This window comes from Shewanella sp. Isolate11, assembly GCF_022398315.1.
GTDB lineage: Bacteria > Pseudomonadota > Gammaproteobacteria > Enterobacterales > Shewanellaceae > Shewanella.
Genome location: NZ_JAKEVF010000004.1, coordinates 294,058 through 312,241 on the forward strand (window position 1 = coordinate 294,058; position 18,184 = coordinate 312,241).

General features: G+C 44.2%; 13 protein-coding genes. 8 read left to right on the plus strand and 5 right to left on the minus strand.

Annotation, left to right across the window (positions count from 1 at the left end):
• The first annotated feature begins 35 nt into the window (after positions 1 to 35).
• Entirely contained in the window at positions 36 to 914 is an 879-nt protein-coding gene (locus L1D21_RS12210; RefSeq protein WP_239845536.1) for a mechanosensitive ion channel domain-containing protein, read from the plus strand.
• Between the two features lie 32 nt (positions 915 to 946).
• Here L1D21_RS12210 and mgtE read toward each other — a convergent pair whose 3' ends face one another.
• Positions 947 to 2,302 (minus strand): magnesium transporter, encoded by a 1,356-nt coding sequence (mgtE, locus tag L1D21_RS12215; RefSeq protein ID WP_239845537.1) that lies wholly within the window; start codon positions 2,300 to 2,302, stop codon positions 947 to 949.
• 306 nt (positions 2,303 to 2,608) lie between these two features.
• On the opposite strand from mgtE, the gene L1D21_RS12220 reads away from it, so the two are divergent.
• Positions 2,609 to 4,300 carry a diguanylate cyclase gene (locus tag L1D21_RS12220; protein WP_239845538.1) on the plus strand — a complete coding sequence of 564 codons (1,692 nt, stop codon included), beginning with the start codon at positions 2,609 to 2,611 and terminating at the stop codon, positions 4,298 to 4,300.
• A 34-nt stretch (positions 4,301 to 4,334) separates the two neighbouring features.
• Here the strand turns inward: L1D21_RS12220 and ppiC are convergent, their stop codons facing one another.
• Positions 4,335 to 4,613, minus strand: a complete 279-nt coding sequence (gene ppiC / locus L1D21_RS12225; protein WP_239845539.1) for a peptidylprolyl isomerase PpiC — start codon at positions 4,611 to 4,613, stop codon at positions 4,335 to 4,337.
• Positions 4,614 to 5,003: 390 nt separating this feature from the next.
• On the opposite strand from ppiC, the gene L1D21_RS12230 reads away from it, so the two are divergent.
• Complete coding sequence (locus L1D21_RS12230) at positions 5,004 to 5,903, plus strand: LysR family transcriptional regulator (RefSeq protein WP_239845540.1); 900 nt, start codon at positions 5,004 to 5,006, stop codon at positions 5,901 to 5,903.
• Between the two features lie 111 nt (positions 5,904 to 6,014).
• Here L1D21_RS12230 and L1D21_RS12235 read toward each other — a convergent pair whose 3' ends face one another.
• From L1D21_RS12235 to L1D21_RS12245, 3 genes are read right to left on the minus strand one after another with little or no spacing between them, the layout of a single operon-like run.
• Positions 6,015 to 6,584 carry an LUD domain-containing protein gene (locus tag L1D21_RS12235; protein ID WP_239845541.1) on the minus strand — a complete coding sequence of 190 codons (570 nt, stop codon included), beginning with the start codon at positions 6,582 to 6,584 and terminating at the stop codon, positions 6,015 to 6,017.
• 1 nt (position 6,585) lies between these two features.
• Positions 6,586 to 7,947 carry a lactate utilization protein B gene (locus L1D21_RS12240; RefSeq protein WP_239845542.1) on the minus strand — a complete coding sequence of 454 codons (1,362 nt, stop codon included), beginning with the start codon at positions 7,945 to 7,947 and terminating at the stop codon, positions 6,586 to 6,588.
• A 9-nt stretch (positions 7,948 to 7,956) separates the two neighbouring features.
• Positions 7,957 to 8,700, minus strand: a complete 744-nt coding sequence (locus L1D21_RS12245; RefSeq protein WP_239845543.1) for a (Fe-S)-binding protein — start codon at positions 8,698 to 8,700, stop codon at positions 7,957 to 7,959.
• Positions 8,701 to 9,164: 464 nt separating this feature from the next.
• Here L1D21_RS12245 and L1D21_RS12250 point away from each other — a divergent pair, with 464 nt between their 5' ends.
• From L1D21_RS12250 to L1D21_RS12270, 5 genes are all read left to right on the plus strand, one after another.
• Positions 9,165 to 11,441, plus strand: a complete 2,277-nt coding sequence (locus tag L1D21_RS12250) for an acyl-CoA dehydrogenase (protein ID WP_239845544.1) — start codon at positions 9,165 to 9,167, stop codon at positions 11,439 to 11,441.
• A gap of 113 nt (positions 11,442 to 11,554) precedes the next feature.
• Positions 11,555 to 12,349, plus strand: a complete 795-nt coding sequence (locus L1D21_RS12255; RefSeq protein WP_239845545.1) for a CLCA_X family protein — start codon at positions 11,555 to 11,557, stop codon at positions 12,347 to 12,349.
• Between the two features lie 475 nt (positions 12,350 to 12,824).
• Complete coding sequence (locus L1D21_RS12260; protein ID WP_239845546.1) at positions 12,825 to 13,520, plus strand: hypothetical protein; 696 nt, start codon at positions 12,825 to 12,827, stop codon at positions 13,518 to 13,520.
• On the plus strand, positions 13,510 to 16,038 hold the full coding sequence (locus L1D21_RS12265; RefSeq protein WP_239845547.1) for a carboxypeptidase-like regulatory domain-containing protein: 2,529 nt from the start codon (positions 13,510 to 13,512) through the stop codon (positions 16,036 to 16,038). The genes L1D21_RS12260 and L1D21_RS12265 overlap by 11 nt, the downstream gene beginning before the upstream one ends.
• Positions 16,039 to 16,154: 116 nt before the next feature.
• On the plus strand, positions 16,155 to 17,951 hold the full coding sequence (locus tag L1D21_RS12270; protein WP_239845548.1) for a S8 family serine peptidase: 1,797 nt from the start codon (positions 16,155 to 16,157) through the stop codon (positions 17,949 to 17,951).
• Positions 17,952 to 18,184: the final 233 nt, after the last annotated feature.

Here is an 18,184-nt window from a genome sequence, read left to right on the forward strand (position 1 = left end):
TATTGCACTAGTATCGACAATGGGGAGTCAGTTTAATGAGTTGGCAAGAGATTGAAGATTTACTGTCTTATGTTTTATTTACTTACGGTGAATCACCAATAACGGTATCCCAAGTATTACAAGTTCCGCTGTTGTTATGGCTTGCTTGGTTTGTGGTCACCCGAATTGCCAAGTTAATACGTAAAGCCTTGCAAGTACGCAAAGTGGCTCCGGATGCGATTCATCTGTTCTTACGCATTTATTTAGTGATCGCAATCGCAATCATCTTGGTCACCACCTTAGATATCCTCAACATTCCCATTAAAGCCTTTGCCTTCGTTTCCGGTGCTATTGCCATTGGAGTGGGGTTTGGGGCACAAAATATCATTAATAACTTCATCAGTGGTTGGATATTAATGTGGGAGCGTCCGATACGCATTGGTGATTTTTTGGAGATAGGCGACACCAAAGGTGTTGTTGAAAGTATCAATACTCGCTCAACACTGATCCGCCGTAATGATGGGGTGCACATGTTGGTACCCAATAGTCAGCTGTTGGAAAATACTGTCACTAACTGGACGCTGATAGATGATCGCTTACGTACCTCGGTTAGTGTTGGCGTCGCCTATGGCTCAGATGTGAAACTAGTGTCCAAGCTGGTTGAACAGGCACTTTTAGATCAACAAGAGGTGATGAGAACACCTGAGCCTGTAGTGCTGTTTTCTGACTTTGGCGATAACGCGTTAGCCTTTGACGGCATATTTTGGATCCATGCTAATACCGAAACCGATACCCGCAAAATTCGCAGTAATATCCGTTTTCGTATCTACGAACTATTTGATGAAAACGAGGTTGTGATAGCCTTCCCGCAACGAGATATTCACCTCGATGGTGCTATTAGTATTAAGCGTGAAGATGAAGAACTGCTTCAGTAATGTCTAACTGTTTGAATTAGCTATATTCGCTGCTATAAAATGATCACAGTTGCTAGGCCAAGGAAGGCGAAAAAACCAATCACATCAGTGACTGTAGTGAGTACAACACCACCGGCCAGAGCCGGATCTATGCCCATCTTTTTCAGTAGTGGTGGGATCAGAGTGCCAGCCAATACGCCAGCGATTAAGACAATAATCATGGCCGCCCCAAACACGATGCCAAGCTGCCAGTCCCCAAACCACTGATAGGCAATAATGGCGACGACGCTGGCCCATAATCCGCCGTTGAGTGCACCAATGCTGAGTTCGTGGCCAATGAGTTTAGCGATATTGTTGCGGTTAAGCTGGTTGAGCGCCAAACCTCGGATCACCATGGTCAAGGTCTGGCTACCCGCCACGCCGCCCATACTCGCGACTATCGGCATGAGTACCGCCAGTGCTACCACTTTCTCTATTGAGGCTTCGAACAAACCAATTACCCAAGAGGCCAAAAAAGCGGTAATAAGATTGAGCCCTAACCAAATGCCTCGGCGGCCGCTGCTTCTTAAAATCGGCGCGAACATATCAGGGTGATTGTCTAAACCTGCACGTGAAAACACCTCTTTATCGGCCTCTTCTTGGATCACATCGATGACATCATCTACGGTAATTCGGCCGATAAGTTTATGCTGCTCATCTACCACTGGTGCGGATAACAGATCTTTATCCTTAAACGCTTGGGCGACATTGTTGGCAGAAACCAGCGGCGTAAAATGGGTGACTTCGGTGGACATCACTTGTCTGACACTGGCGTTGAGGTCGTGGGAAACTAGCTGACTTAAAGGCACTACGCCTAACAATACATTGTTACGGTCGACCACCATTAAGCTGTCTAAGTGTTCTGGTAAACCGTCTTCGCGTTGTCTAAGGCGGCGTAAATATCGTAAAGCAGCCTTGAGAGATACATCGGCACGTACCGCGGTGATATCCACATCCATCAAGCCGCCGGCACTCTCGTCGGGATAATGTTTGACTAGTTCGTAGCGCTGCCTACGTTGCGAGTCCATGGCTTGCACCATAGCTGAAATCACCGTGATGGGCAGATCTTCATCGATATCAGCCAGTTCATCCATCTGCACCGCACTGAGACTCTTAACTAACTCTTGCTCATCGGTTTGCGCAATTAAGGCGCGACGTGACTCTTGGTTAAGCTCTAACAGGACTTTTGCACGCACTGCATTAGGCACCCGTTGCCATAGCACTAGACGTTCTTTTTGTGGCAATGACTCGGTTAGACGGGCGATTTCGGGCGCAGAGGTCTGGCTTAAAATTGACTGTATGGCATCACTATCGTTTTCAGCTAACGCTTTGTCGATGGAGTTAACAAGGTGCTGAAATTTTATGGTCATAGTGACGAGTTCCTGAAGATAATCAATTAGTATGGATAATGCGGCCCTTTTTAGTATACGCGGTTCATGTTTCAGCGAAAGCCTAGTTGGCAGGGTTTAGGTTACTTTTAGGTGAGAAGAACTTTGTTAAATTGAGTCATAGACTTTTTCACGCTAAACATAATATTTTAGTGATTTGATTGAAGATCAGTAACAAATTAAGTTTAAAAACAATTTAAAACTGTCATGATAACGCTATGTTATCGCTTTACGTATGTTTTACATTGGCGTTATAGGTTATAAGAGGAATGCCCTCCTGAGGTTTTATTGAGCATTTTACGTTTTTTCTTTGTTAGCTTTGTTGTTTTTGGATGTTTATTTTTTTCAAATAGCTATGCCCAAAACACATTTACCTATGAGGTAGATTCTTTAAAAGAATCTGCCAATCAGCCTTTGTCCCTTGAAGAAGTGAAACAAATGTTTGCAATGGGAAAAGGGGCTGATTCTGAAAACGGTCTGCTGACTCTCGGGATTGGTACTCATGCTGGATGGGTTAGGATTAGAGTTAACAATCCTACCGAGCATATTATAACCCAGCGTCTAACCACCGGCGTGACGTGGATAAATTATCTCGATCTGTATCAAATTCACGACAGTGGTGTTGTCAAAAAATGGTCTGCAGGTGATGCCTTTGCGCGTACAAAAGAAATTTTGCCCAGTGTGGGCATTGTTTTTAATGTCTCGTTGCCTATCGGAGAAAGTGAATTCTATATTCGTGCCCAAGCCAATGATCCGATTGTAATGCCAATCCAGTTTTTGTCTTTAGATGATGTGGCTGATCACGATTTATTAGCGGGAATTTTGTATGGGGTTATGTATGGGATCTTATTGACACTATTGGGATATAACATAATTTTATATCATTCTTTAAAGCAAACTCGTTTCGCCTTCTATTCCGTATATATTGGCAGTTTTATTATTATGAATACGGGCTACAATGGCTTTTTGTTTTCATGGATGCATCCAAATAATTCGCAGCTACAAAATTACCTTACCCTTAATATTATGGTTGTGCATAGTATCTTAGGTTTGCTGTTCACGATGAAGTTTTTAGATGTTAAGCGTTACCGCCCCAAACTATTTAGTTTTGTCTTGCCATATATGGGAATTGGTATTTTTTCCATAGTGATTTCGACCTTATTTCAATGGCATTTTTTTGCAGCATTCTTTGCTTTTACTTATCTTGCTATCACGACTTTGGTGATGGTTTTATTAGGTGTACTACATCTAAACATAGTGGAAAGAGCCAACTATTTTTTACTTGCGGTTACCGCGAGCATGATAGGGTTGTTCATAACAGTTGCAACTAATGCTGGAGTCGTTCCTTTTACCTATTTTGGTTATCACGCGGCTGAATTTGGTGTCTTGCTCGAAGCTATAGTGCTTGCCTTTATTTTGTCAGCCGATTTAAAAATGAAGGAAAATGAACGGTTAAAAGCGGAATATCTTGCAGCCTTTGATCCGCTCACTAATTTGTTAAATCGGCGTTCATTTTTTGCCTTAGCATCGCAAAAAATTAATCGGTTTAAGGCAGAGGGCATTCCTTTGTCAATTGTGGTCATGGATATTGATCATTTCAAAAAAGTAAATGATACCTATGGTCATCATGTCGGCGATGAGGCCTTAATCCATGTTGCTACTATATTAAAAGAAAATACTCGCAAAGATGATCTTATTGGCCGATATGGCGGTGAAGAGCTGGTGATTCTATTACCTAAAGATGATTGTAAGCGAGCCAGTCTTTTCACTGAGCGGTTAAGAATAGTATTGCAACAAACTCCTTTAGAAACCGGCGGTATGACGGTTAATTTAACTGCGAGTTTTGGCGTGGTTGAATTAAAAGATAAGGTTTCTTTAGATGAAATGCTCAAGCAAGCGGATGTCTTACTCTATCAAGCGAAGAAAAACGGCAGGAATCAGGTTGTGAGTGCGATCTTCCCTGAAGGCGCTGTTAATTAAACAAGGCATGTTCGGCTGTAGCAGACTTTAAGCCTTAAGTACGATACAGCACCTTCACCACATGCCAGCCGAATTTGGTCTTTACTAAGTGTGGCGTAATTAATTCACCGCTAAAACAGACTTTATCGAAAGCTGGAACCATCTGACCTTTCTTGAACTCACCTAGGCTACCGCCTTTTTTGCCCGAAGGACAAGTCGAGTGTTTCTTGGCAAGTAGATCAAATTTAGCGCCTTTATTTAGTTGCTTGATGATCTCTTCAGCTTGCTCTTTGTGTTTGACCAAAATATGAAGCGCTGACGCAGTTCTTGCCATCTGTATATTCGCCTGGGTTGCTAGTGGGCCGAGCTTAACGCACGCTCGGTTACGATCTGAGGCGACATTATAGCAATCTCATTGACGAGATTCATCGCTTTAATACCAATCAAAGTAAATTAGTGATCAGCCCGTTTGTAACAGAAAAGGGCACAGGAAAAATAGTCGAGAACAAGGCGTAAATTGCAGTAACTAGTTATTCTAATAACAAAATTTATAACACGGTTATCGGCGATTTTAACTAGCAAGAATGATCAGATAATAACTGCAACGACTCACTGTTTCTAAGGCTTTATTGATTTATCTTAAAATTGCATCCCCTACAGTAGCTGTTGCTTAGTCTTGGCTTTGTTATACTGTTGGCCATTTTATCGCTAGAGATTGATTTACATGGCTTCATCGGCGGGTTCTGAACTGCAATTGATCCACCTGTTTGTTCATTTAGTGAATGCAGGGGGCTTCTCCCAAGTAGCAAAAGAGCTAAATATGCCAGTGGCGACTGTGAGTCGCAAAATTACTAAACTAGAGGCCCAGCTTGATACTCAGCTGATTATGCGTAGCACGCGCAAACTACGATTGACTGAAGAGGGCAGCGAACTCTTTGGTCGTTATCAAGATGCGGTCGCCTATTTTGACAGCTGCAATAATTCTAGGGTAGAAAAGCCTGAAGGTACCTTACGTATTGCCGCACCAGTGTCGATCATTTCGATGATTTTAATTGGAGTGATCAATGATTTCTCTAAAGCCTATCCCGATATTCAGCTGCATATTACTCAAAATAACAGCAACATAGACTTGATTGATGAAGGGGTGGATGTCGCCATTGTGGGCGGCGCACAGCCAGACTCTTCTTGGGTGTCTAAATCTTTAGGTGTGCTAGATTATGGCCTCTATGCTTCACCGGGTTATTTGGCATCGGCGCAGAGATTAACTCATCCAAAACAGTTACAACATCATAATTTAATTAAAGTTTGGCCTTTGTTTAACTGGTCGATGAAGCATGCCAATGGTGACAATTTTTATTATGAAGGGCCTGCAAAGTTAACCTTGGGTGATATTAATGGTGCAGTACAGGCCGCGGTCGACGATGGTGGGATCTTGTATGGTCCGGCGCTGTTTATGCAGCCGCAAATTGTACTGGGTAAGCTGGAGCATGTTTTGCCAGATTGGCATGGAGAGCAGCGGCGGATCTCATTGCTGTATCATCAGCGCAGTCAGCAGCCTTTGAAGGTAAAGCTATTTATCGAGTATATGCAGCAACACGCGAGACGTTTGTTTGATATCAGATAAAAAACTGCCACCGAAAATGTCGGTGGCAGGGCTGTTAAGTGAAATTCGACTCGAAGATACTAGCCTGTTGGGGGGATGCTAGTTCTAGTAAACCACTTAAAAATAAAACCTTTAAACTAAATATACGTTTAGGCTACAAGCGCCATGAGCACCTACGACTAAGGCTTGTTCGATATCGGCAGTCTTTGAAGGGCCTGCGATAAACACACCAAATTCACCATTGTTTAATGCGACGTTTTGGATTGCCTGATGCATGTTGGCAACCACAGAGCTAGCTTCCACCACTAACAATAAGTTCTCGCAGATAAAAGGGGTAACTCGATGGCCTAGCTTGCTGGTGTTGACCCAAATAGCGCCATTTTCTGCCACACCTACATCGCCTTTAATCACCGCATAATCTATATCTCTAAGCTCATGAGCGGTTTCTGGTACGTCACGATTAGCCTTGATACCGTCTATGGTTGAGATCACTTGCAATCCCTGAGCGACTAATTCATCGACTTTAACTTGCAGGCCGTCGATACCTTGGTCTTTGTGTAAGGTCGCGGCAACTGTGGTCAGGCTGTTTTCAAATTGGCCAATGATATCGTCGAGTCGAGGGCTGACATCAATTTTCGGCATGGCTTGTGGCTCAACAGCAACACTCTTCAAGGCGTGCAGGATAGATTGTTTGCTCGACATATTACTGACCTCTATTTTTGTTAAACCAAGCTTCGAAACTAGATTCTGGCGCTACAGGCAGTTCTCGATATTTGCCCCAAGCACCAGAGAATGGTTTGAGTACGGCACCCGGCAGAATTCTTAATGCGGTACGTGCTACGCTCATTGAGCAGTTGAGCATGGTTTCGCTGGCCATAAAATTACCCACCAGTGGCATATAGCTGCGTTTACCATAAGGTAGTTTTCCAGCTTCTGCTTTGAGTCTACGGTGGTGATGAATGATCTTATCTAACGGAACTTTTGTTGGACAGACATAACTGCAACTGCCACATAAGGTACAAGCCCACGGAATAGAGTTGCTATCATCGGCCTGAGAACCCACGGCAATACCGATAGGACCCGGAATGGTGTAGTTATAGCTGTAACCACCTGAACGACGATAAACAGGGCAAGTATTTAAACAACCGCCACAACGAATACACTTCAACGACTCCGCCAAAATTTTATCTTGCAGCATATCGGTGCGGCCGTTATCGACGATAATGACGTGCATCTCACCGTCAACTTGTGGGCCACGATAGAATGAGCTGTAGGTTGTTACTGGCTGGCCGGTAGCATTACGAGCTAGGGTGCGAAGTAAAATAGCTGCACTATCTAGGTTAGGGACAATTTTATCGATTCCCATAGAGTGCAATTGTAGCTTAGGTAAGTTCGCGCCCATGTCGGCGTTACCCTCGTTGGTACACACCACGACCGCGCCCTTATCGGCGATAGCCATATTAACCCCTGTCATAGCCGCATCTGCTGACAAGAACTGTTCACGTAGGTGAGCACGAGCTGCGCGAGTTAAATACAGTGGATCAGAAGCACCTTCATCTGTCCCCAGTTTTTCATGGAAAAGCTCACCTACTTCCTCTTTTTTAAGATGGATAGCGGGGACAACAATATGTGATGGAGGCTGTTTCTTCAGCTGAATAATCCGCTCACCCAAATCGGTATCGATAACTTCGATGCCACGCTGCTCAAGATAAGGGTTAAGGTGGCATTCTTCAGTCAGCATCGACTTAGATTTGACCAGCTTCTTGACCTGCTTATCGGCTAAGATTTTATGGACTATCTGGTTGTGTTCTACACCATCTTTTGCCCAATGAACTTGAATACCATTAGCCTGACAGTTTTTTTCAAACTCTTGTAAATATTCACCTAAATGCGTCAGAGTATGGAGTTTCATCTCTGAGCCTAGCTGGCGCAATTGTTCCCATTCAGGTAATGATGCAGCTGCACGATCGCGCTTTTCTCTTAATGTCCAAAGTGCCTTAGAGTGCCAATCAACGCGGGCTTCATCTTTGCAAAAAATTTCGGCTTTACTAGCATGAGTCGACATAATAATCTCCTAAAGCGCAGCGTTGATCACTTGGGCAATATGTAAGGTTTCGATAGGCAACTTCTGGCGGCGCATCATGCCATCGAGGTGCAATAAACATGAAGGATCGAAACCTACAGCATATTTGGCACCCGTTTCGGCATGGGCTTGGGCTTTGTCCTTACCCATCTTGGCCGATACAGCGCCCTCATCTACGGCAAATGTGCCACCAAAGCCGCAACATTCATCGTGACGACCGGGGTAAACAATCTCGATATTAGGGATATCTTTCAGTACCGCTTCGACTTTATTCATGCGCGGCCCCATCTGTTCACTTGGTGTAGCCAGATCAAGCATACGTATGCCGTGGCAGCTCAGTTGTAAGCTGATCTTATGGGCAAACGGTTTATTAAATGCCTTGATAGGAGAGACATCGTGTAGAAATTCGGTGAGTTCGTAAAGCTTGTCGATCACTGCCTGAGCTTCTGGGCTCGAATCGAACTCATGGAAGTTCTCTTTCGCCGCGACTAAGCAAGATGCCGCAGGACAAACAATGGCATCACACTCAACCCCTTTAAAGGCGTTAAGCAGTTTTAGGGTGGTTTTTTGCGCTTCATTAAAACAGCCCGAGTTGGTCATCGGCTGACCACAACAGGTTTGCCCTTTGGGTAAAATCACTTGGTGACCGAGTTTTTCTAGCAGCTCAACGGTGGCGATGCCCACATGTGACATCATTTGATTAACTAAGCAAGGTATAAACAGGGCAATTTTCATGAAGCGCTCTCTTAGGTCTTTGCTGTTTTTTGGGGGGGCTTATGCGGTTTATTGCTGTTGATTTTACCGCTTCAGTCGATATCGCTACCCCATTAAACAGGCATTATGCGTGGCGATAATTTAAGCGCATATCCATATAATGAGTAGTGTTAATTTAGTAAATATAGCAGTCTATTTTTGCAAAAATGAAATAGTGTTGTCGCTTTAAAAAAGTCCGATAATTTTAGTGGTTATTTAACCAAATTTTGTTGATTTATACAGTGATGTGTTAAACGTTTATATAAAACGGGTGTTTAAATTTTTTAGTGTATTTTTTGTTGGTTAATTGATTGAATTTAATTGGTTTTATTTTTACTTTTATTTTTTCTGTATGAATTTTATTCATTTTTTGTGGTTAGAATGTTTGATCTAATTCTTATTTTGTGACGTAATGCGTTAACAGTTATTGCTAGCCGAGTCAGAAGATGAGTTTAAGAACAAAATTAAAAAAAGTTTTACCGAGTATCTCTACCACGGAACAGGAAGCGTTGGATGCGGGTGATGTTTGGCTTGAAGGTTCAATTTATCAGGGACGTCCTGATTTTGATGCCCTAAGAGCGATACCTGTCGCTAGCTTATCTGCTGAAGAAAAAGCTTTCCTCGATGGCCCGGTGCAACAACTTATCGAAATGGTGGATGATTTTGCATTGCAAGATAGTATTCATCTTCCTGATGAGCTACTTAATTTTCTTAAAGACAATAAATTCTTCTCACTGATCATTCCTAAAGTTTATGGCGGACATGAATTTAGCCCTTATGCCAACTCCACCATAGTGGCGACTATTGCGGCAAAGAGTTCTGCATTGGCGGTAACGGTAATGGTGCCTAACTCTTTAGGCCCCGGCGAGTTGTTAATGCATTATGGTACCGATCAGCAGCGTGATTATTGGTTACCCCGTTTAGCCCATGGACAAGAGATCCCCTGTTTTGCACTAACCAGCCCTGAAGCGGGCTCAGATGCCGGCGGTATTCCAGATATCGGCACCGTCACCATGGGAGAGTATCAGGGTCAGCAAGTATTAGGTTTGAACGTCACTTGGGACAAACGCTATATTACACTCGCTCCGATAGCGACTGTGTTGGGACTGGCCTTTAAGGTGGAAGATCCACAAGGTTTGTTGGGCGATAAGAAGCAGCTTGGTATCACTTGTGCGCTTATCCCTAAGTCTCATGTTGGCGTCGAACTCGGTAATCGTCATGACCCTATGGGATGCCGTTTCTATAACGGTACTACCCGTGGCGAAAACGTATTTATTCCGATGGAATTCATTATTGGTGGCCAACAGAATATCGGCCGTGGTTGGCAGATGTTGGTGGCTTGCTTAGGGGCGGGGCGGGGGATCTCTCTGCCCGCACTTGGGGTTTCTGTTAGCCAAGCCTCATTTAAGTCATCGGCGGAGTACGCCGCGGTGCGTGAGCAATTTGGCTTGGCCATTGGCAAGTTTGAAGGTATCCAAGAAAAGCTGGCCGATATCGCTGGAAAAACCTATTTACAAGAGGCAATGCGAGTACTGACGACTGAGGGGTTAGGACTTGGATTAAAACCTTCAGTGGTAACTGCCATCGCTAAATACCATATGACGGAATTAGGTCGAGATGTACTTAATTCGGCAATGGATATTCAGGCTGGTAAGGCGATTCAGCGTGGTCCACAAAATACCCTGGCCTCGGCATTTATCGCGCAACCTATAGCGATCACCGTTGAAGGAGCCAATATTCTGACCCGTAACTTGATGATTTTTGGTCAAGGGGTAATGCGCTGCCACCCACATCTACAAAGCATGGTGGAATCAATTCATAGCGATGATAAGTCGGCGGACAAAACCTTTAACCGTATCTTACGTCAAACCATAGGTTATAGCGTGGGTAACAGCTTACGAGCCTTCCGTTTAGGTTTATTGCCTTTCACTGCCGGTGCGACATCGCCTCTAAGTGAAGTAGCAGAATATGAAAAAGCGGTAAATAAATTAGCCTCAAAACTGGCGGTTTATGCCGATTTCTCATTGTTGGTATTAGGTGGCAAGCTTAAACAGGCGGAGATGTTATCGGCGCGACTGGGTGATGTGATGAGCTACCTGTACGCCGCAATGGCTTCTATTCGTTACTATGAACAGAAAGTCGCCGAGCAACAGCGCAGTGAGGCCGTAGCCTATTTCCATTATGCGACACGCTGGGCGCTAGGCAATGCCGAGAAAGCCTTGTTGGATTTCCTAGATAACTTCCCGTCGCCCGCCACTCGTCAGTTAATGAAGCTGATCACGGTAACTTACTCACCGAAAATGAAGAAGGTTAATGATGACTTGGTGCGAGAATTGGCGCATCAGGCACAGCTTAATACCGAGTTTAAGAAGCAAATTACTCATTTGGTGAAACCGGTTGCTGGTGATGGTCATGATATTAATCAACAAGCCTACTTAGCGAAAATCACCTGTTTGCCTCTGTTAGCAAAAGTGAAGAAAGGGCTTAAGTCTCGTCGATTTAGTGCCGGAGTGCGTTTTGCTCAGACCTTAGACAATGCGTTAGTGGCTCAGGTTATCAGCGAGAGTGAGCATCAGCAGTTGCAGGATTACAACATCAAGCGTGAGCGTGCAATTCGTGTCGATGAATTCGACTTTGATATGAGGCTTATCGAACAAACGGGGCGAGCCCAGTCTGAGCAAGTTCAGACTGTTCAAAACAGCGAGTTGAAAATTGCTAATTAATACCCATTAATGAGTGTATAACAGCCGTCCATTTGGGCGGCTGTTTGTTTTTATCCTTGTTAACCGCGTCTGTTTGCTATGATAGCGCCTCATGGTTTTATCTGGGGATTTAAGTGCTAAAGCGACGACATTTTACCCGCCGAGGTCCCGATTTTCGCCGCGGTGAGCAAGTCAGTTTTAATGACATCAAGCAGGTTTTTGGGCTTAATCATATCCGCTTGGGAAGTTGGGTCGATGATGAAGAGAAACATAAAGCGGCTAACTTAATCTTCGATGGTTTGGCCGACTTGGCTTATATCTTAAAGTTGCCTCCCCAGGCGATTGGACTGAGGCAAACCTTAAATCTGGCTTTTGGTAGCGGTGGACAACCTGGTGTGCAGGCGCACTACATGCCTGCTCATCGTGAATTGGCCTTGGCTAAAAATGCCGGTGCAGGAGCGTTAGCCCATGAATTTTGGCATGCGTTTGATCATTATATTGCGCCCAAGGCGTATCAGTTGAGAACCGAGAGTAACCGCGGCACTGCGTTTGCGAGTAGCTGCTGGCTTAGTGAGGTGAGCGCCATATCTCATCCACTTAATCAAAGGTTAGAACAGCTATTTCACACCACTATGCTGAGCCAAGATGGTTTGGACAGCCATGATTATGTCGCTCGGGCGGTGGCGCTGGATAAGCAGCAGGGAAATTACTATTTTGCTAAGCCAACCGAACTGATGGCTCGGGCATTCGAGGCCTGTATCGAGGCGCATCCAGAGATTGATAATGCCTATTTAGCCGATGATATACAGGGCTCATCATTAGCAAAGGCCGGGGGCTATCCCGACCTTAAACATCAGCAGCAGATATTGCAGCAATTATTGAATTACTTTGAGCCGCTAGGGGAAGCTTTGAGTCAGCAAACACCTTAATCACTCTATTTGTCATCCGTTTTTAGCGTGTTATGGCCGGTTAATGCCTGCCTTTGCTAATACTAGCGTGCCATTTTGCTTGTGACGTTTTTTTTATAAGAGCGAACATGATTTTAAATGTTGCCTATAGTCTGTTTTGCAGTCGTAAACTCAAGGATTCACCTTAATCGCTTCCCCCCTAACATCGAAGTAACACACTGCTTCAATAAAAACTCAGCTCTGTAAATACATGGCTGATGCGATGTGTATTTGACGCCACAATAATGCCTCATAATTTCATTTCACTTTATCTAGTTAGACAGTATCTATCGAGCACTTCTATCCATTTTCTAGGTCATTTGTCCTACTCACGTGGGGTAATTGTTCTATATAAGAAGCAAATTTTGTGTCATAGACTCAAAGACGTCATCTGGACAATTGCTCATTTTAAGCGTGCTCCGATCAGGCGCAAAAATAACAATAAGAGAGAATAAATATGAACATAAAAACGCGCGACCTCCCTAGTTGGTACAGTCGAAAATGCAAATCAGTCATGATTGCATGTTCGGCGATAATACTCTCACTTACTCATTTCAGCAGTTCTGCCGCACAAATTGAACGACAAAATTTAGTGCAACTTATAGAAAGTAGTGAGCAAATTGTTGCTGGAGTCATCACCAATGTGACTGATGGTTTTGACGCTAACAACCTGCCATACACCGAAGTGACTATGAGTGTTGGTCGCAAGATTAAAGGCAAGAAAAATGGTAAAAAATTCGACGATCAACAAGGTGAAACTATCACGTTTAAACAGTTTGGTTTAATCAAGCCACGCAAATTAAGCAACGGTAAAACCTTGTTAATGACCACTCCACAGGGTTGGTCGACTTACGGAAAAGGCGAGAGAGTTATGTTGTTCTTGCACAAACCTGCCAGTATGACCGGCTTACAAACAACCGCTGGTTTAAGTCAAGGTAAACTCTCTTATGTTAATGGCCAATTAACAAATTCATATGAAAACAAAGGTTTATTTGAAAAGTTATCTGTTTCTGCTGCTAATTTAACGCCAGAACAGCAAGCAATGATCGCGGGTACTAGCGCTAAATTTAATTCACAAGCGTTAACGCAATTAGTTGAGCGTGCTGTTGCAGAAGGTTGGATTGAAAATGGAGTAATGCGCAATGAAAAATAATAAAAACATGATTAAAGGCGCACTATCACTAGCTGTACTTGCTGGTATTTATGCTAACTCGGCACTGGCCGCAGGCCCACTTTATTTATTAAAGCCAGGTCAACCCTACAAATATGACGTATCTCATCCAGTACCGGTTTATACCGACCAAGGCGAATTATGTAACCCTGCTTTACCTTCTTGGTATGGTGCGGGTTGTTTAACCAATGAACAAGCCAATGAAGTTTCAGCAAAAGCCGTTGCAGAATGGAGCAATGTTGATACCTCAAATTTCCAAGCAGAAATTAAAGGCTCTATTGCCACAGATATTACCGGCTCAAATGCGCATACTATCATTGGCGCGGATAATGGCGGTGGTATTCACATTTTATACGATGCCGACGCGACGATTATCACGGAATATTTAGGTGCGCCGTCAGGCGTGTTAGGTATTGCATCGCCCGAAATTGCTGACGAAAATGGCATTATTACCGAAAGTTGGGCAGTGATGAGCGTACTTGCCTCACCAATATCTTATGAAGCAGACCCAGAAGCGAACGCTAAAGAGTCAATGGATCACACTTTAGGTGTGTTTACCCACGAATTTGGGCACGCCATAAACTTATCGCATTCACAAACCAATGGCCGTAAGGTAATGAATAACCGAGACGGTGCACCTGGTCGATGTTCGACAGCCTTTGACAGTACAGCGGTAGATTACCCTAATGGTGATACCTATGAGCAATGGGTAATTAACATTGGCCGTATCGAAACTATGTACCCGTTCATAAATCCTGGTTTTTCAGGTGACGTGCAAGGCACGATCGATATTACCGATGATAAAGTAGCATTGTCTAATATCTACCCTGCACCGCATTATAAAGCAGAGTTCGGTACTATCTCTGGTAAAATTTTACTAACAGATGGTAGCACTGAAATTAGCGGCGTTAACGTCATCGCCCGAAACATTAACAATCCATACAATGACGCCGTGTCAGCAATGTCTGGCGACCAGACGCAAGGCATGATAGGCCCAGACGGCAGCTTTACCATTAATGGTTTAACGCCGGGAGAAGAATATGTTGTATACGTTGAGCAGATTGTTTCTGGTGGTTACCCGACCACTCCAGCGGTACTACCAAGTATTGCCGAGTACTTTAATGGTAACGGCGAAAGTGGCAATGCGGCGCAAGACGACCCATGTGCTTACACACCAATCATCGCAGAAGCAGGAACCGTTAAAGACGCTTCCATTACCTTTAATGGCATAGATAGAGCACCGCTATTCGTGACTATTCCTGCGCCTTCAGTTGATACCGTTTCGAAAAACGGTAAAACACTGGCTGGTGTCGCTTCGACAGGGACTTCATGGATTTGGGACAGCAAAAATGGCTTTAGAGTTAATGAATCAAGCAGTGTTGCTTTGTCAGAAAATGGCCAAAAATTTGTTGGTACCAAAGAGCGAGAGGTGAACTCTTGGGATGGTGGTATCAATAAGCCGGGTTATTGGGATGAGTTTACTGGCTGGAGTTTCTTTGACTTACCGAATGACCAAGGTTGTGGTGGCATTGTTGTCTCTACTTTTGACACTGATGCTATGGCGAACAAAGTGGTTGGTTTAGCCTATGGCGATAGTTGTAGTAACTATAACGCGGTGCTTTTAGACAACAAGCAAAAAAATCCAAGCTGGCAAGTATTAGCGCGCCCTGAAAAAATATTTGAAGGCGACCCTATCGCTGATGATTGTGGCGGTGAGTGGGATAGCACTTGGACTACCTATACCCCATACGGTTACTGTAATGTCCGCGGTGCTCGTGCTAACGCAATTTCAGGTGATGGTACAACGGTAGTTGGTCATTTAGATAGCGACTTAAGTTGGATTGGTGCTGCATGGGTAAATGGTGAATATCAATTAATGGGTACTGATACCTATAACGGCTGGATAGGTTCGGCCAATGATGTCAGCCAAAACGGTATGGCAGCTACAGGTGGTCAAGCAGGTGGTGAACCTTTGGGTGAAGATATCAGCTGGGATGGTTCGATTCATATCCAAAAAGATTACACTCAAGCCTATATTTGGAGCCCGACAACAGGCACTAAACTATTAGGTAATATGCCATGCCCAGCTGATGCATGGTTATGTGATGGCGGTATGCCAGCTGAAGGTGTGGCGATTTCTGATGACGGTACAACGGTAGTTGGTCGAGCCGGTACTTTCTTCACAGGCATCATACCGTTTATCTGGCGTGAAAGTATCGGCATGCGCGACCTGAATGAGTTTTTACAGCATCAAGGTGTGATGACCTCTCTGGACACCGACTTCTACCCCGCCGACATTTCTGGTAGTGGTAAAATTATCGTCGGTCAAGGTGTATCTGCAACGAGTTATGGCGGTGCTATGGTAAAACTTGATCAAGTTTGGGTTTGTCATAATGGTAAATCTAAATTGACCGGTTTCCCTGGTGGTATGGATAGTCACTTAGCTCAAGGTGCTGAAGTTGGCTTATGTCAAGCCGATCGTCCAATTGTGCCTCAATAATCGTATTTGCAGGCTGAGGAATACCTCAGTCTGCATCATCTCATTCCTTAATCAAAAAATCATTCTGTGCTGAAAGCAAACAAACAGCGCAATATAAGAATAACAAGGATAATCAAATGAAAATTTCAGGATTAAAAGCATCTGCACTGGCATTATCAATCGCGTCAGCATTTGCAGCACAAGCGGCGGATGACCGTTATATCATCCAAGTAGAAAACAACAGCAAAGGTATTGTTAAGGCGTTAGCAAAAAAAATCGGTGGTGAAGTTCATGTTGATGCTGACGGGTTTATTGCGGCAACATTTGCTGGTAAAGATTTAGCGCAAGTGAAAGGGTTATTGAATAACCCACACGTAAAATTAGTAGAAGAAGATGCCGTTCGTAAGCCAATGGCACTGTACAATGATGATGTAGGTAACCCAAATAGAACTCAAGTTACCCCTTATGCCTATTACCAATCACAAGCTGATCAACTTGCTTATCAAGGAGGCATGAAAGTCTGTGTGATTGACTCGGGTTTAGATCGCTCAAATACCGACTTTAACTGGGTAGGTATCACAGGTGATAACGACTCAGGGACAGGCAATTGGGATGAAGCGGGTGGTGCACATGGTACTCACGTAGCAGGGACGATTGGTGCAGCAGATAATGACACAGGTGTGATTGGTATGGCCCCCGGTATTGATATGCACATTATCAAGGTATTTAACGCCGATGGCTGGGGGTATTCTTCAGATTTAGCACAGGCAACACAATTATGTAGTGATGCCGGCGCTAATATCATCAATATGAGCTTAGGTGGTGGTTCGCCAAGCAATACCGAATCCTATGCCATGGAAAACTTCGTTGCCGCTGGTGGGTTAGTCGTCGCTGCTGCGGGTAATAATGGTAGTAATGTCCGTAGCTTCCCAGCTGGTTACCCGTCAGTCATGATGGTTGGTGCCAACGATGCCGACAATAACATTGCTGATTTCTCACAATTCCCCGATTGTGGTAAAGGCAACAGCATGGATGAAAGCCGTTGTGTTGAAGTCACTGCGGGTGGCGTAAATACCTTATCAACGTATCCGGCACAAGCGGCAGCATTTGCTGATATTAATGCTGACGATGTTGCTTATGCTGCATCAGGCATGGAAATTAAAGGCATAGCAACTGGTAACACCTATCATATGGGATTGGGCAACGCGGTAGATTCAGGCGCGAACGGACAGATTTGTGTTATCGACCGTGGTGAAATTGCTTTTTACGATAAAGCATCAAACTGTCAAGCCTCAGGCGGTATCGGTGCTATCGTCATCAACAACGTTGACGGCATGCTTTATGGTACTTTAGGTGACAACTATGCCAACATCGCTATTCCAGTGGTTGGCGCTGATTTAGCAGATCGCGATGCGCTAATCAATGCCAATGTGGCAACCGTCATTGTGGGTGACAGCGACTATGGCTATATGAATGGTACCTCAATGGCAACGCCTGCAGTATCAGGCTTAGCGGCATTAGTATGGTCACATTACCCCGAATGTAGTGGTGAAGGTATACGTAATGCCTTGCGTATGACTGCAGAAGATAGTGGTGATGCTGGTCACGATGTTTACTTCGGGTATGGCATTGTTAAAGCGAAAGCGGCTTATGACTACATTGCTGCTAACGGTTGTCCAGTCGCGGAAGCGCCTGAGTTTACCTTATCAGTAATCACTGGCAAGCAACGTGGTAGCAAGTATGTTGATCTTTCATGGACAGGTACAGCGAGTGAGATCATTCATATTTATCGCAACAATCAACGTGTTGACGCGATATACAATGATGGCGACTACCGCGATTCATTCTCTACTAAAGGTAAAGCAACATTTACCTATAAAGTATGTGAATACGATACTGGTACTTGTTCAAACGAGGTGGATGTGAAACTTTAAATCGCTAATTGTGGCGACTTGGAGCTGAAAAGCACCTGCGTTACCCAGTGACGCAGGTGCTTTTTTATATCTTTAAGAATGAGGTGTTGAGGGGGATTGCAGGGGGAAGCACTGATTGCCCCTGACTAGCGAGTTAGAATTGGTCAATTACTCGTTATCTGAAGCTAACTTAAGCGACCATGACATGATAAATACCATGCCTTCGAACCTGGAATATGCAGCGACTGCTTGAT